At 67.5% G+C, this 15,359-nt stretch carries 16 protein-coding genes; 8 read left to right on the forward strand and 8 right to left on the reverse strand.

What is annotated here, in order from left to right; all coding sequences use genetic code 11:
• Positions 1–6 precede the first annotated feature (6 nt).
• From OG386_RS01025 to OG386_RS01040, 4 genes are all read right to left on the reverse strand, one after another.
• The gene (locus tag OG386_RS01025; RefSeq protein ID WP_328793122.1) at positions 7–1,611 is read right to left on the reverse strand and encodes an ISL3 family transposase; all 1,605 of its coding nucleotides are present in this window, start codon (positions 1,609–1,611) and stop codon (positions 7–9) included.
• Positions 1,612–1,874: 263 nt separating this feature from the next.
• On the reverse strand, positions 1,875–2,270 hold the full coding sequence (locus OG386_RS01030; protein ID WP_328786297.1) for a hypothetical protein: 396 nt from the start codon (positions 2,268–2,270) through the stop codon (positions 1,875–1,877).
• A gap of 199 nt (positions 2,271–2,469) precedes the next feature.
• Complete coding sequence (locus OG386_RS01035) at positions 2,470–4,080, reverse strand: ISL3 family transposase (RefSeq protein ID WP_328786298.1); 1,611 nt, start codon at positions 4,078–4,080, stop codon at positions 2,470–2,472.
• A 71-nt stretch (positions 4,081–4,151) separates the two neighbouring features.
• Positions 4,152–4,739, reverse strand: coding sequence for an SMI1/KNR4 family protein (locus OG386_RS01040; protein ID WP_328786299.1), 588 nt, complete (start codon positions 4,737–4,739; stop codon positions 4,152–4,154).
• A 127-nt stretch (positions 4,740–4,866) separates the two neighbouring features.
• Here OG386_RS01040 and OG386_RS01045 point away from each other — a divergent pair, with 127 nt between their 5' ends.
• From OG386_RS01045 to OG386_RS01075, 7 genes are all read left to right on the forward strand, one after another.
• Positions 4,867–5,247 (forward strand): transposase, encoded by a 381-nt coding sequence (locus OG386_RS01045; RefSeq protein WP_328786300.1) that lies wholly within the window; start codon positions 4,867–4,869, stop codon positions 5,245–5,247.
• Positions 5,244–5,555, forward strand: a complete 312-nt coding sequence (locus OG386_RS01050) for a transposase (protein WP_328786301.1) — start codon at positions 5,244–5,246, stop codon at positions 5,553–5,555. The genes OG386_RS01045 and OG386_RS01050 overlap by 4 nt, the downstream gene beginning before the upstream one ends.
• A 122-nt stretch (positions 5,556–5,677) precedes the next feature.
• Positions 5,678–7,015: a Mu transposase domain-containing protein gene (locus OG386_RS01055; protein WP_328786302.1), complete on the forward strand. Its 1,338-nt coding sequence runs from the start codon at positions 5,678–5,680 to the stop codon at positions 7,013–7,015.
• Positions 7,012–7,827, forward strand: coding sequence for an IS21-like element helper ATPase IstB (gene istB, locus OG386_RS01060; RefSeq protein ID WP_328786303.1), 816 nt, complete (start codon positions 7,012–7,014; stop codon positions 7,825–7,827). The genes OG386_RS01055 and istB overlap by 4 nt, the downstream gene beginning before the upstream one ends.
• Entirely contained in the window at positions 7,817–8,482 is a 666-nt protein-coding gene (locus OG386_RS01065; RefSeq protein ID WP_328786304.1) for a hypothetical protein, read from the forward strand. The genes istB and OG386_RS01065 overlap by 11 nt, the downstream gene beginning before the upstream one ends.
• A gap of 72 nt (positions 8,483–8,554) precedes the next feature.
• Positions 8,555–8,872 carry a hypothetical protein gene (locus tag OG386_RS01070; protein ID WP_328786305.1) on the forward strand — a complete coding sequence of 106 codons (318 nt, stop codon included), beginning with the start codon at positions 8,555–8,557 and terminating at the stop codon, positions 8,870–8,872.
• 250 nt (positions 8,873–9,122) lie between these two features.
• A complete protein-coding gene (locus OG386_RS01075) occupies positions 9,123–10,799 on the forward strand; it encodes an ISL3 family transposase (protein WP_328786306.1) in 1,677 nt (558 codons plus the stop codon).
• Here the strand turns inward: OG386_RS01075 and OG386_RS01080 are convergent.
• Entirely contained in the window at positions 10,688–11,101 is a 414-nt protein-coding gene (locus OG386_RS01080) for a hypothetical protein (protein ID WP_328786307.1), read from the reverse strand. The genes OG386_RS01075 and OG386_RS01080 overlap by 112 nt on opposite strands.
• A 90-nt stretch (positions 11,102–11,191) precedes the next feature.
• Here OG386_RS01080 and OG386_RS01085 point away from each other — a divergent pair, with 90 nt between their 5' ends.
• Positions 11,192–11,353, forward strand: coding sequence for a hypothetical protein (locus tag OG386_RS01085; protein WP_405790520.1), 162 nt, complete (start codon positions 11,192–11,194; stop codon positions 11,351–11,353).
• Positions 11,354–11,462: 109 nt separating this feature from the next.
• Here OG386_RS01085 and OG386_RS01090 read toward each other — a convergent pair whose 3' ends face one another.
• The 3 genes from OG386_RS01090 to OG386_RS01100 all read right to left on the reverse strand — a co-directional run bounded on the left by OG386_RS01090 (position 11,463) and on the right by OG386_RS01100 (position 14,979).
• Complete coding sequence (locus OG386_RS01090; RefSeq protein ID WP_328786308.1) at positions 11,463–12,677, reverse strand: alpha/beta hydrolase; 1,215 nt, start codon at positions 12,675–12,677, stop codon at positions 11,463–11,465.
• A gap of 236 nt (positions 12,678–12,913) precedes the next feature.
• Positions 12,914–13,615: a response regulator transcription factor gene (locus tag OG386_RS01095; protein WP_328786309.1), complete on the reverse strand. Its 702-nt coding sequence runs from the start codon at positions 13,613–13,615 to the stop codon at positions 12,914–12,916.
• Positions 13,612–14,979 (reverse strand): sensor histidine kinase, encoded by a 1,368-nt coding sequence (locus OG386_RS01100; protein ID WP_328786310.1) that lies wholly within the window; start codon positions 14,977–14,979, stop codon positions 13,612–13,614. The genes OG386_RS01095 and OG386_RS01100 overlap by 4 nt, the downstream gene beginning before the upstream one ends.
• Positions 14,980–15,359 lie beyond the last annotated feature (380 nt).

Raw genomic sequence — 15,359 nt, forward strand, 5'->3', positions numbered from 1 at the left:
GTAGTGCTACTGGAGCAGGATCATCTTTCGGAGAAGTTCGAATCCGGCGCGGCCATAGAGCTGCCGCTTGATCTTCTTGATGCGGTTGACGGCTCCCTCGATACTGCCGGAGCTCCAGTTGAGAGTGAGACCGGCTGTCACTGCGTCGAGGTCTCGGAGCAGATGGAGTGCGAAGCCGGTGAGGCCGGGTAGCTGGCTGGCGTCGACGGCATCGATCCAGGTGGGGAGTGTGGCGCCGAGGCGTCCGGTGAGGATCTCGCCGAACTCGCGGACATGCCTGGAGGCCGTGTCAAGTTCAGGGCAGCGGGCAAGGATGCTCTTCAGTCCGGCGCGGTCATCTTCGGTCAGGGCGGTGGGGTGGCGAGTGAGCCAGCCGGTCACCTGCCGCACCGACGGCGGCCGCGGTGCCGCGTCGGCCAGAGTCCTGCGGAGGGTCGCGATGTGGGCGCGGACCATCTGGTAGGTGACGGGCGCGTTGGCGGCAATGAGTTCGCCGTGCAGTCGGGTGACGCTGGTGCATCCCTCGGCGAATCGCCGCTCCAGGTAGGGCTTGTAGGGGTCCAGCTTGCTGGACCGGGGCCGGTTCTCGCGAAAGGTGTCCTGCCAGCGTGCGGCGTTCGCGTACCGGAGCACGGTGTTGAGACCCCAGCCCAGGTGCCGAGCAATCGCCCGGCGTGAGTGGCCTTGGGCGAGGAGCTCGTGGACCAGGGCGTGTGCTGCCTTCTTCCGTTCAGCCCGCCGGCCGACAGGTGCCGAGTCGTCCTGCGGCCGACTGGGGTCGGGACGGGATTCGCCTGACAGTGTGCTGGTGGGCGACGGGCTGCGCAGGCAGTCGCGGTGGGCGGCGACGCAGGTCTCAACGGCTCGGCCGAGGCCCTGCCACAGATGGAACCGGTCGGCGACCTGCAGAGCGTCGGGGGCGCCGCGGCGGGCGCCCTCGGCGTATGCGCCAGCTCGGTCCCGGCAGATGATCTCCACGCCTGGGTGCTGGATCAGCCAGGCGGCCAGTGGCCCGGCTTCGCGGGTCGGGAGCACATCGACCACGCGATGGTCTTCGACGCTGGTCAAGACGGTGGAGTAGGTCTGGCCGCGACGGATCGCGAAGTCGTCCACGCCCAGCACACGCGGCGTGCTGAACTGTGGATCGGGCAATGCCATGACCCTGCGTAACAAGGTCATCCGGCCGGCTCCGAAGCCCAGCTGGGCGGCTAGCCGGGCGCCGGCCCGCCCGGCCAGCGCGAGCCCCACTCGCTCCAGGGCGTGGTTGAGCCGCGTGGTGAACCGTGCGTGAGGGACGGCCGGCCGTGAGAACGGCTCGGCGAACGTCCGGCGCGGGCAGTCCGCCGCTCCGCAGATGAAGCGCCGGACCGTCAGCAGGATCACGAAGCCCTGTTCAGCGAGCGGAAGGTCTTTCAGCCTGCGTTGGTACCGGTCGTGGACTCGGTCCGAGAAGCGACCACAGTCCGGACATGCCGCCCCCACCGCGCGGCCTCTCGCCATCACCTCGACTGTGCCGAACGCGGCCGTCACCGCCTCGACGTCCACATCGCCGATCCCGTCGAACACCAGCGAGTCCCACAACGGTGCATCGGTCTGTATAACCAGCACCATCACCGCCCACAACCGAGCGCAGCAGCGGCAGGCAAGCACCTGAGGGAGCGTCAATTCCGATCGACGGATGACAAGGCGTACGCGGTCTCACGCGAAGCGTCTCCTCGCAATCGAACAACGGGGTAACGCTCCGCGACGACTCCCCAAGATCTGTGCCAGAACCGAGAACGGACAGCAGATGTTCACGACTTCGGAAGGCACCAGAGCCTACTCGGAATTCGCACGCTGTCTGAGTTGCGACCCGAGAGGCCGCCTGGACGCGCTCAGTGATCGCTTGCGTGTGGGGGCACGGCACGTGGCAGTGGCTGACGCCAGTCGCCCAGCCTTGTCAGGAGGACCTGGCGGGCGAGAGATCGTATGTCGTCCCACGCTGGATCCGTGGTCAGAGCGTTGTCCCAGAGGCCGACGCGGCAGGTGGCATCGATCTTGCCGAGGCGACGTTCGATGGCCCGAAAATTACGCAGATCCTCGGGCTCGAAGGCTCCGCGCCCCGTGAGTTCTTCGGAGACACGGCAGAGCAACTCCACCTCTTCGACGACGTCCTTCGTCTCCAGTTCACGCTCACCCAGCCAGGCAAGCTGATCTTGGGCCTCGGCTGCCAGGAGAGCCATGAAGTACAGCGTCCAGGTGCGCAGGTGCGCCTCGCCGAGATGGTTCATGGGTCCAGGATCGCATCCAGCCGCCGCAACCGTGTTCGATGGTGTGGAGGGGCGGCATCGGCCGGCGCGACGCCTGCGGAGGTTGAGGCGCGAGCACTGCTGCCGCGATCGAACAGGGCCGGACCACAGTGCCTTCCGAAGTCGGGTTCTGGCTCACATTCCGGGCTCTGTCGCTAATTTGGGGGTAACGGCCTCTTGATCATGGTGAGAGCAGGATGCGGCGTCGTAGGAGATCGAAGTTGGCGCGGCCGTACATCTGTCTCTTCAGGAGCTTGACCCGCGTGACGTTGCCCTCGACCGCTCCGGAAGTGTAGGTCGTGGTGAGGGCGGCCTGGATGGCCGCGCGGTCGCGTCGCATGCCATTGGCCAGGGTGCGGAGTTCGCGTTGTCCATCGAGGCGGACGTCGGCCATCCAGACGTCGAGAGCGAGGTGTTCACTGCGGCGGTCGCGGACCATGAGTGCCAGGCGGCGTGCGTAAGCGACGGTCGTCGCCAGCGCTGGGTTCCGCTCGCACAGCTCGTCGAGACCCTTTCGCTCAACATCGTTGAGGCGCTCGGGTCGGCGCATGATCCAGTCGGTGACCCTGCGGACGGTCAGGTGTGGCAAGGGGGCGGTGAGTGGGATCGCGCCGTGGCGGTAGGGCTTCAGGTGCCGGCGGACGGTGTTGACGTTGCCGCGGTAGCCCAGCCGCTGGATTTCCCGGGTGAGCGCGGAGGCGTTGGTGCAGCCTTCCATCCAGCGATGGTGCAGGTAGAGGCGGTAATCATCGATCAGCGCGGGTCGATGAATGGCCGCGAGGAGAAGCTCATCGACTTCTGCGGCGTGCGCGAAGCGGTTGACTGTGCCGCGGCTGAGCCGCAGGTCGCGTGCGATGGCGCGAAGGCTGTCGCCACGTTGGATGCGTTCGTGGATCTGTTGGTGGCGTTCGCGGGTGCGGGCGACCAGAGGTCGTGGCCGCCCGTTGAGGTCCAGCTCTTCGCGGTCGCGGCCCTCGGAGGCCGGGCCGTCGTCGGTCCGGTCATCGTGTGAGGTGAGAGGCTGTCGCAGGTCAGCGCGATGCCGTCCGATGACCCGTTCGACTGCTTGCGCCAGGTTGTTCAGGAGGTGCCAGGCATCGGCTACCTGCATGGCCTGCGGGGCACCGACCTGGGCCCCGTCTCGGTAGGAGCCTGCACGGTCACGGCAGACGATCCGGACCTCAGGATGGTTTTGCAGCCAGGACGCGAAAGTCGCTGCGGCCCGGTCGGCCAGGACGTCGATCGGGCGGTGGGTTGCCATGTCGATGAGGATCGTCGCGTAGGTCCGTCCCCTGCGAACGGCGAAGTCGTCGACGCCGAGATGCGGCACCGATCCCGACGAGGGGAGCGGCAGCTTACGGATCAGCCGGAGCAGAGTGTCCTTGCAGGTGTCGATGGTCATGCGCTGGAACAGGCGAGCGCCTGGCCGGCCGCCCAGGAACAGGGCCACGTCGGTGAGCTGGGCGGTGAGTGCGTCGGTGCGGCGTGCATGGCGATGCGTCAGGCCCGGTATCTGTTCGGCGAACGTCCGGCGGTCACACTGCTCGTTCCCGCAGACGAGTCGACGCGCCCGTAGCTCGATCCGCACACGCCGGCCGGCGACCGGACGATCCGCCAGAGTCCGCTGGTAGTAGCAGTGCACTCTCGAAGATCTCCGCCCGCATCCGGGACAGGCCGCCGACACGGCCCTTGATCGCACGGCGACCCGGACCTCCACATCCGTCAGAACCAGCTGGTCGATCTCCACTGCGACACCCGGCAGAAGAAGATCCCCGACCTGAACCCCACCCATCACACCGGATAGTTGCCCAACTACCCCCAAATTAGCGACAGAGCCACATTCCGTGGAGTTGTTACGGAGAGTCAGATCTTCGGGGCCATGCGATGGCGGTTGGGGTGGGCGCGGAGCCGGGGTGAGGTGAGTTCCAGGGCCCGGTTGTCGCGTCCGGCACTCATGTGGTTGAGCCAACGTTCGTACCAGTCGAGGAAGTCTGTGGCGGAGGAGACGTTGGGACCCCAATACCCGTCGCCGTTGCCGATGAGGACGCGGCCGGTGAGGGGACCGGTCACCGCGATGACGCATACGTCGGTGCAGCCCATTTCGATGATGTGGAGGAAGAAATCGCGCCCGTGGGTCTCAGATCCTGTGCCGCTGAAGCCGCGTGGTGCCCCTGGTTCTCCGCGCGGATTCATGACCAGCAGGGAACACCGCTCCAGCGGCATGAGGCCGTAGAACGGCGCCGCGCCTGAGCCTCCGAGGTGCATGAGGAACTGCCGATAGGTGTCGGGTAGGACGATGTTGTGCTCGGCCTCAAACCCAGCGACGCGTGCTTCCGCCAGCTTCGGACCGAGGCGAAACTCGTGTTGCTCTTCCCCGAAGGAATGGCTGCGCAACGGTTGGAACGGGATCGCGGCCAGCTTGCGACGCAGGCGGGATATGCGGGGATCCATGGTGCATCTTCTCTCGTCCCCGTCACCCTATGAGCTCGTAACACGATCTTGATGAGATGTTCTGGTCAGCCGTGACCGGTGTGACGATTCGGCCGTTCGTGGTGGTGTGAGTACTCGGCCGTGGATCGTGGACGACGACTTGTGGGCACTGATCGAGCCGCTGCTGCCGCCTTGGCCGACGAGGTCGCCAGGGCCGCGGCCGGTAGCCGACCGATTGTGTCTGCAGGGCATCCTGTACGTCCTCTGCAATGACATCGCCTGGCAACTCCTGCCGCCTGAGCTGTGGTTCGGCTCGGGCCAGACCTGCTGGCGGCGCCTGGAGCGGTGGCAGCAGGCCGGAGTCTTCGACCAGCTGCACCGGATCCTGCTCGCCGAGCTGAACGCGTCCGGCCGGCTGGACTGGTCGAGGGCGTGCGTGGACGGCTCTCACATCCGGGCGAAAAAGGGGGAGCCGACACCGGTCCGTCGCCGGTCGACCGGCGGAGAACAGGCAGCAAACACCACTTGATCTGCGACGGCCGTGGCACCCCGCTCAAAGTCATCACAACCGCGGCGAACGTCAACGACGTCACCCAGACCCTCGCCCTGGTCGACGGCATCCCGCCAGTGGCGGGCCGCCCCGGCCGGCCCCGCAGGCGCCCGGACGCCCTGCTTGGCGACAAGGGCTACGACTCCAACCCCAACCGGGAAGAGCTGCGCAAACGCCGGATCCTGCCCGTCATCTCCCGCAAAGGAGCCCCGAACATCAAGGGCATGATGGGGATATTTGGATTTCCCCACTTGTCGCTCTGGGGTGGGGCAAACCTGCTCTCTTGATCTCCCCATCCATTGTGTGATCCTCCCGGCGTGTCGAGCTGGTGTCGGCGTGTCGTGGAGAGCCTGCGTGAGCTAGGAGTTCGGCCTGTTCGGGGGCCTGAATGCTCACTCGGGAGGAAGACGTGGACGCTCATGCTCTGCGTCGTCAGGGATGGACGATCTCGGCGATCGCTCGGCATCTGGGCCGTGATCGCAAGACGATCCGTGCCTATCTGAACGGCGAGCGAACCCCCGGCGAGCGACGCGAGGGCCCGGACGCGTTCGTGCCGTTCCTGCCCTATTGCCGCCAGCGCCTCGCCGACGATCCGCATTTGTGGGCCTCGACGTTGTTCGACGAGGTGTCCGAACTGGGTTATGCGGGCGCGTACTCGACCTTCACTCGGGCCCTGCGCCGGTATCAGGTCCGGCCGCATTGCGAGCCCTGTCACGCCTCCACTGGCCGGAACGTCGCGGTGATCGCGCATCCGCCCGGCGAGGAGATCCAGTTCGACTGGCTGGAGCTGCCGAGCCCGCCGGAGGGGTGGGGAGTGGGTGAGCACGCCCACCTGCTGGTGGGGGCGCTCGCTCATTCGGGCCGGTGGCGGGCGGTTCTTTCGGAGTCCGAGGACTTCCCGCACTTGGTCCAGGCCCTCGACGAGGTCATGCGCAAGCTCGGCGGGACGGCCCGTCGGTGGCGTTTCGACCGGATGGCGACGGTCTGTTACCCCTCCAGCGGGCAGGTGACCTCCTCCTTCGCTGCCGTCGCCAAGTACTACGGAGCCGGCGTGGATATCTGTCCGCCCCGCCGCGGCAACCGCAAGGGAGTGGTGGAGAAGACCAACCACTCCGCCGCCCAGCGCTGGTGGCGCACGGTTCCGGACGGGTTGACCGTCGTCCAGGCCCAGTCCGGCGTCGACAAACTCGCCGTCCGGATGGACGAGCGGCGGCGCCGCATCGATGGCGTGGCCACCACGATCGGTGAGCTCGCCGTGGCTGAGCCGATGCTGGAGATCCCGGTGCGGCCGTTTCCTGCCGAGCTGGAAGTCGAGCGGACGGTCAGCCCGCAGAGCCTGGTCCAGTTCGACGGGAACTTCTACTCCGTCCCTCCCGGCCTGCCAGGAGTCCAGGTCAAGGTGCTCAACCGCCTGGGCGACGACGTCCTGCGGATCGCCACCGCGGGCCGGGCGGTCATCGCCCAGCACCGCCGGGCCCCTCGGGGATCCGGGCAGACCATCCGGGACGACGGCCACGTCATCGCGCTGGAGCGAGCCGTGCTCGCGTCGTTCTCCGACCGGGCCCCCTGCAAAACCAAGGTCCGAAGGCCGCCCTCGGCCGCTGCTCTCGCGGAGGCCGAGCGTCTGCGCGGGCTTCCGGCGGCCGGGGATCCGGCCGAACGGGTCGTGATCGACCTGTCCCACTATGCCGCCGTGGCCGACCGGCTGCGGACAGCTCCCTCACCGAAGGAGGAGAACGAGGAGTGAGCACGCCATCGTCGCCGATGCAGATGAGCGAAGCACGCCGCTTCCAGCAGCTGCGAGGCCACCTGTCCTACCTCAAGCTCAACGATGCCGCCGAGGCCCTCAACCGGGTCCTCGACCAGGCCCGGACCGAACGGATGTCGCTGACCGCGGCCCTCGAACGGCTGCTGGAGATCGAGGTCGAGGCCACCGAGGCCCGCCGACTGGCGGCCCGGCTCCGGTTCGCCTGCCTGCCCGAACCTTGGACACTCAACGACTTCGACTTCGCCGCCCAACCGGGCGTCGATGAGAAGCTCATCCGAGACCTGGCCACCCTCCGCTTCCTCGACGACGCCTCCAACGTCCTGTTCGTCGGCCCGCCCGGAGTCGGCAAAACCATGTTGTCCGTCGCACTCGGCCGGGCAGCGGTCGAAGCGGGGCACCGCGTCTACTTCACGACCGCCGCCGAGCTCTCGGCCCGCTGCCACAAGGCCGCTCTCGAAGGCCGGTGGAAGTCCTGCATGAACTTCTTCGCCGGCCCGAAACTGCTGGTCATCGACGAGTTGGGCTACCTCCCCCTGCCCGAGGACGGCGCGTCCGCGCTGTTCCAGGTGATCAATCAGAGGTATCTCAAATCGTCCACGATTTTGACCACAAATGTCGGCATCGCGGACTGGGCAGGCGCCTTCGGTGACGCCACCGTCGCCGCAGCCATGCTCGACCGGCTCCTGCACCGGGCCGCCGTCGCCGGCATCGACGGCCCCTCCTACCGACTGCGCGGCCACCGGAACCAGGCCGAAACGCTCCGAGCCGGGGTGAACGCTCGTGTCTCCTGACAGCTCCAGCCCCGACACCACCGAGGTTCCATCCGAGATGGCCCGGCTCTGCCCGCAATGCGAGACCATCTTCACCGTCGCCGAGCGCACCAGCCGCCAGGTGTTCTGCTCTCCCACCTGCCGCGAACAGAACCGCCGCCGCATTCCCGTCCAGCGGACCTGCCCGCAGTGCAAGAACGAGTTCACCACCGACATCAGCCCCCGCCGGATCTTCTGTTCCCCGGAGTGCCGGACCGCGGCCCGCGCCAGCGAGAACGCGATGGAGAGCCGGACCTGCCCGGTCTGCGACGGCACCTTCGACTCGCCCAAAACCATCCGGAAGGTCTACTGTTCCCCGACCTGCCGCAGGGATGCCGAACGCTACCGTGACCAGGCCCGAGAGCAAGACCGAGCCCGCCGCCTCGGCGAAACGCCTCACCCGGCCACGGCCTCGCCTCCCGTGCTGCCCGGCCTGCCGGCGACACCCAAACCCGCGGCACGACCCGCCTACCGCCAGGCTCCGGAACGGGACCCGCTGGAGCCCACGGCAACCCGCAACTGCCCCCACTGCCAGCAGCCCGTCACCATCGTCGCTCTCCTGGCGACACCGGAAGCCGCCCGTCCTTCGGTTCCCACCGGCCTCCCCGATGTCGTCCCACTCCGCAGGGCTCCGTGACAGCACCATCAACCGGTCGGCAGCCGGGAAATCCGGCTGCCGGCCGCAAGGCCCTGATGGCAGAGTCTGCCCATGGTCTTCTTGCGCTGTGAAGCGGTCCGATGGGTCGATGACGAACCCCAGCCCGGCCTGGTCGAGGTCCGCTTCACAGACGCCCACCACCAGCAGTGGGCCTTCATCGACAAGTGGCCCGTCTTCTCCGGAGGCGACGACCTGGCCCCCGACTCCCGCTACCCCGTCGAGGTCGGCATCCTCTGCGACATCCTGACCACCAGCAACACCGCGGACACCTCGGACACGGTCAAGATCTCCGTCACTCCTTGGGGAATCGAATCCCTCGAAGGACGCGTCGAGTTCGAAGTGCGGGCTGATCAATTGACCACCAGCTGAGGTTCACGATCACAGGGGCCCCGCCGACCTGACGGTCGGCGGGGCCCACGCATGCTCTCGGGCTCCCCACCTTCCCCACACCGTTCAAGCGGCAACGAAGTGAGGCGAAGAGCGCCAGCGGCCGTTTTCAAGGCTCTGACCGGAGTTTTGTGATTTCCAAGGTCAGGGCTCGCGTGCGGGAACGTTCCGCCAGGGCATGTCTGGCTGGTGGGGGTCTGCTCGCTGGATGATGTGTTGTTCCCGGACGTCGATGTTCGCTTGGAGGCCGTGGAGTTCACGGCGGAGGTCCTGGTCGTGGTGGCGGCCGCGTGCGGTCCGCCACCCAGGTGCCCGGGGTGCCGTGCCCGGGCCCGGAAGGTCCACTCCTTCCTATGTCCGAAGCCTGGCCGAGCGGCCCCTGGCTGGGAAGAAGCTGCTGGTCAGGCTGAGGGTCCGGCGGTTCTTCTGCGAACGGCAGTCATGTCGGCGACGGACGTTCGTCGAGCAGGTCAGCGGGCTGAGCGAGCGGTATCGCCGCTCCAGCCTCGGGCTGAAGGTCTGGTTGCGCCAGGTCGCGGTCGAGCTTGGCGGGCGGGCCGGCGAACGGTTGTGCCGCCGGATGCATCTCGTCGCGGGTCGCACGCGGCTGCTTGAACTCTTGGACCCTCCCACCGCGCCCGAACGGTCCCCGCGGGTGCTGGGCGTCGACGAGTTCGCCTTTCGAAAGGGCCGCACCTACGGAACCCTCCTGGTCGACGTCGAGGCCGGCCGCGTCGTGGACGTTCTGCCCGATCGCACTTCGGAGACCTTTGCCGCCTGGCTGCGCGAGCACCCCGGTGCCGAGATCATCTGCCGGGACCGAGCCACTGCCTACACCCGGGCGATCAAGGAAGCCACCCCCGACGCGGTGGAAGTCGCCGACCGCTGGCACCTGCTGCAGAACCTCGCGGCCGCGGTAGAGAAGACCTGTCACCAGCATCGTTCCTGCCTGCGCAAACGAGCCGACGAAGAGACAGCCCGCATACCCGAGGCACCCCCGCTGATGCAGCTTCCGCTGCACGAGCTGCCGCGAACGCAGATCATCGAACGGACCCGCCACCGTTACGCCGACGTGCACAAACTGGTCGCGGCCGGCTGGACCGTCAGCGCAATCGCCCGTCGGCTCCACCTCGACCGCAAGACCGTCCGGCGGTTCCGCGACACCGATCTTGACCAGCTCCTGGCCTCCGCTTACGAACGCCGTCCGGTGGGAGTGCTGGAGCCGTTCAAGCCGTACTTGAACAGCCGCTTCACCGAGAGCCTCGGCCAGGTCAGCGGCAGCCGGCTGTTCCTGGAGCTCCGCGAACGCGGCTATCGCGGCAGCCGCCAGGTCGTCCGCAAGCACCTCGCCGCACTCCGCGCCGGCGCCGCCGAACCCGTCCGCGCGGACATCCCCAGCCCTCGCAAGATCACCGGATGGATCATGCGGCCGCAGGACACCCTCCCGCCCGACCTCGTCCGCCGTCTGCTGGACGTGCGGATCGCTTGCCCGGACATCGCCCGAGCCTGTGACCTGGCCCGTGCTTTCGCCGAACTCCTCCGGCACCGGCGGGGCTTCCTGTTGACCGAGTGGATCCGCCAGGCTGAGCAGGACGCACCGAAGCCCATCAGTGGATTCGCCGGCTTCCTCCGCGGCGACCTCGCCGCCGTCACCGCGGGACTGACTCTCCACTGGAGCTCAGGAGTCGTCGAAGGCCACGTCAACCGCGTGAAAACACTCAAGAGGGCCATGTATGGGCGCGCGTCCTTCACCCTCCTCCGGACCCGCATCCTCATCCAGGATGAGCAGTGGTCAGGTCACCGCAGCGGTTCGAGAGTCCGGCGAGCTTCTCTGCTCACGTCGCTGTCCACATCCGATGTCAACGCTGAGCACAGTTCCGCGAGCCGTCCCTCGTCCTCCTTCGACTGACGGCAGACATTGAGGATCGCAGCATCAAGGTGATCGCCAGTGTCGTCATCCGCGCTGGCCAGCGCGGCCAGCACCATGCGCAGACCAAGAACGTCCCAGCGTTCGAGCAGAGCCTCCGCGGTCTCTTGGGTCACGAAGGTGTCGCTGCCATCCAGCAACAGCCGGCGCAGGACCTCGGCTGCTTCGGGAACCTCCGCGACGGCTGCCAGACTCCGGCCTGAGGCTGCTCTCACGGACCACGACGCCGAAGCGGACCCCTGAAGGAATGGGGTCAGGTCGGCATCAAACTCGGAACCCGTCATGGTTCTCACTCTGGCACACCCCCTTTTACCTCCTCCTCTCGACCATCACGCAATCGCGGTCAGAGCCGTTTCCAAGAATCGCCATCAGGCATGGGCAAGCTCCGCTACGTCGTCGAGCAGACCTTCGCTCTACTCCACCAGTTCAAACGACTCGCCGTCCGATGGGAACGCCGCACTGAACTCCACGACACCTTCGTCTCCCTTGCCTGCAGCCTCATCTGCTGGCGACGCCTCAACAAGCCCGACTCATGATCGTGTTACGAGCTCGTAGCGAATGAATAGCAGATGCCGGATGCGCCCTCTGGTCGTACGCACACGACCCAACTACCACCGCAGCCGGACAGCGAGGTTTCAACCCGCCCTACGCGTCTTTGCCGAGGAAGTCCAGGAGGATCTGGCGGCTGGTCTGTGCGGTCAGGCTGCCGTAGACGTCGTCGAACGCGTGCTCGGCGAAAGGCAGTTCCTCCACCGTGACATCGACGCCTTCGGCTCGGAGCGAGGCGCCGAAGTCCTTGATGGTTTCGGGGCGGGAGCTGCGGTCGCGGTCTCCCACGACGAGCAGTGTGCGCTGCAGACCCCTCCGAACGTCGGTGGTTGGGGAGACATCGCGGTAGCGCTCGGGGTATTGGGCAGGCGTACCGCCCGTGAACAGCTCTGCGGCCTCGCGGGTGCCCGCGACGTCGTCCTTCCACATGTTGTCGACGTCGGTGCCGGGGTAGAAGCCGACCACCGAGAATGGCGGCTTCGGGGTGGTCCCGTCGGTGGCCTGCATGGTGCCGTTCTGAAGGCGGTAGGCGGTGTTCATGGCGAGGGTGCCGCCGGCCGACATGCCACCCAGCGAGATACGGGAGCTGTCGATGCCGTACTGGTCGGCGTGGTGCTGCACCCAGCCCAGGGCGGTCATGAGGTCGTGCGGGGCCTTGTCCCACGTGGGGCGGTCGGGGGAGGCCAGCCTGTAGTCGACCGCTATCACAGCCACACCGTGGTCCGCCAGCCAACGGCCGGTACCACGCAGGTCGCTCTTGTCGAAGGTGTGGAAGCCTCCGGCATGGGCGAGCACTATGGCCGGCGCCTTGTTCCCCCGGCCTTTCCCGGCCAGGTATACATCCGCTTCGAGTGCCTCGCCGTCACGGGTGGCATAAATCTGGGTTGTGTCCGGCGTGGCACCCCCGGAGGAGGCGAGCTGGCCGAAGACCTGGCTGAAGGAGATCTTCGTACCGGCGTCGCGAGCGGCAACGAACTGAATGCTGCTGATGACCAGACCGGCGGTAGTCGACAGAGTGGTCACCGCGGTGAGGACACACCCCCAGCGCACCAGGCCGCTGCGCCAAGCCAGGGCTCCCAGGGCAGCGCCGGCCAGGGCGAGGAGCGCCAGGTGGAAGGGGTACTGTCCGCCGATGACCGGGCCGATCACGCCGGCCTTGGGGATGGCCGGAAAGTACGCGCCCAGCATGATCGCGCCTGTGAGGAAGGCCAAGATCGAGGCGATCGAAGCGGCGACGACACTCAGGAACCTCTTGATCTTGCCAGGAGGCGTGGCCTGCGAGGCAGGTGATGGGCGCCGGGCTATGGACATGGTTGCGTTCCTTGGGGTGGGCGTGGTGCGGGAGGCGGACGGTGCCTCCGGACTGGACGCCACAAGGTTCGCTTTCAGGGCCGGTGATCTACGTCCCCCGGAGGGGCCAACCTGCCGCGTAGCTCTCCAGGGCTACGCCGACACCCGAGGAGCCGTTCCGGCTGTCGGCAGGCATGACCGCATGCCGTCGCAGGTCGGGACTGTCCAGGGGCCGGGAGCGGCATGGGCACGCCGGTCTACGGGGCGGCCCGAAGCGACGGTGCCCAGCGGGCACCGTCGCCGGGGGCGACCAGGCCGGATTCGTAGGCGAAGACGGCGGCCTGGGTGCGATCGCGCAGCTGCAGCTTCCGCAGGATGCGGCCCACGTGAGTCTTGACCGTCTCCTCGGCGACGACCAGCACCTGGGCGATCTCCGCGTTGGAGAGGCCCTGTGCCACCTGTGCGAGAACTTCGGTCTCGCGGTCGGTAAGGGCATCGATACGCACGCCGGTCGGCCGCTTGGCACCAGGACTCACGCGGGAGAACTCGGCGATGAGCCGCATGGTGATGTCGGGTGCAAGTAGAGCCTCGCCCCGGGCCACCACCCTTACGGCTTCCGCGAGCTGGATGCCGGAGGCGTCCTTGAGCAGAAATCCGGAGGCCCCGGCGCGCAGTGCCTCGTAGACGTACTCGTCGAGGTTGAAGGTGGTCAGGATGAGGATCTTCGCTGATGTTCCGGGCGTCGACGTGATCTGGCGGGTGGCCTCGATGCCGTCCAGGCCGGGCATCCGGATGTCCATCACGATCACGTCGGGTGCCAGTTCCGCGGACCGGGCGACGGCGTGCGTGCCGTCCTCGGCGGTGGCAACGACCTCGATGTCGGGCTGGGCACCGAGCAGGACGGAGAAGGCGTCCCGGACCATGGCCTGGTCGTCGGCGATGAGCACGCGGATGGTCATGCGCAGGTCTCCTTGCCGACGGCGGGCGCGATACAGGTGGGCAACGCCGCGCTGACCTCGTAGCCGCCGTCGAGGGTGGGGCCGATGGCCAAATCACCGCCGAGCATTGCGATGCGCTCCCGCATGCCGATGACGCCGTGCCCGGCCCCGGGTGAGGGGGCAGCGGGGAGCGCGGCAGGCCCGTTGACGACCCTCAGACCCAACGCATCTCGTGTATAGGTGAGTTCGATGCTCGTCTCGGCACCGGGGGCATGGCGCAGAATGTTGCTGAGGGCTTCTTGGATGATGCGGTAAGCCGACAGTTCCACGCCCGGGGGCAGATGGCGGGCAGTGCCTTCGATCCGGGTGGTCGCGGGAAGGCCGGCAGCGCGTACGTTGCCGAGCAGCCCGTCAAGCTGTGCCAGGGAGGGCTGCGGGCTGGTGCCGGTCGTGCTGTCGCCGGGGCCGTTCGACCGCAGCAGACCCAACATGTGGCGCAGTTCGGCCAGTCCTTCCAGGGCGTTGGCGCGGATCGAGGCCAGCTCAGTGACCAGTTCTGGTGGTGGAGCCTGGACCCGATAGGGCGCGGCATCGGCTTGGATGGAGATGAGTGACAGGTGATGGGCCACGACGTCGTGCAGCTCGCGTGCGATCCGAGTGCGCTCTTCCAGGACGGTGCGCAGTGCTCGTTCCCGGGCTGTGGCGGCGATCTGCTCGTTGAGGCGTGCGTGGTCCTCGCGGCGGCCGCGTACCACGGCTCCGATGAGCACGGCCAGAGCGAACAGCACGAGGGCCCCGGTGATCATCTTCCATGAGCCGACGGAACAGCCGGACAGCTTCAGCAGAACAGCCAGCAGGGTGCTGAGTACGGCCGCAGTGATCGCCGCGAGCAAGCGCACCCGCAGCGCGAGAAGGAAGAGGACCCCTGCGTGCACCATCCACACGTAGATCTGAGTGTCGTGGGTGGGCGGATACTCCAACGTGATACCGGTGACGAAGGCCATCGACAGCCACCAGGCGGACGTCGGCCAGCGCAGGGCCACCACCAGCATGGCCGCGTGCCCGATGGCCGAGATCGGGGCGGTCGTGCCCGCCGCCGCGGCAGTCAGAGCGGCTGCGAGCAACACGAGGCCGTGGGGTAGCCAGCGTAGCCAACGGGGCCAGGCCAGAGGTGGCATAGGGCAGCCTCGTATGGTGATGAGGTCAGCCCGCAGGATGCGAAGGCTGGGGAGGTCCGCCATCGCGGTGGTCGTCTCGGGCACGTGTTCATTATCGGACATCGCAAGTACTCCGGCGGGGTGTCCGGAAGCGAGGCGTTCAGCGAACGCGCCGACATACAGAGGCGCGGTGACGAAGACGGCCGGCAACCCCCGCCGCAGCTGCACAGATCGTTTCACTCGTTCATGACGCCTTCCATTCCGAGATCCGTGAACGAACCTACGGGGCAGCCCCATGGTCAGCATCCCGCTGGGGAGCCATATCAGCATGTAGCTCTTCAGGGGGACGAGACGCTTGTCGAGCAGGCCCACGACACGACGCCGCGCTGCCGCCCTGCGCCCCGGAGCCGATCAACGCCTGCCGACGAGCCACCGACGGCTGTGTGAACACCCGGTCTGACCATCCGGGCGGATCGTGTGAGGCGCTGTCAGAGCCCCATGTCAGGATCCTCCCCAGGTCGGTGACGTCGATGCCGTCCCCGGATGCGACCCATCGGGCGCACCCGGGGCAGCCCGGTGCCCGGCCCGGGCCACCCACCCGGGGCGGC

This window comes from Streptomyces sp. NBC_00273 (genome assembly GCF_036178145.1).
Classification (GTDB): Bacteria; Actinomycetota; Actinomycetes; order Streptomycetales; family Streptomycetaceae; genus Streptomyces.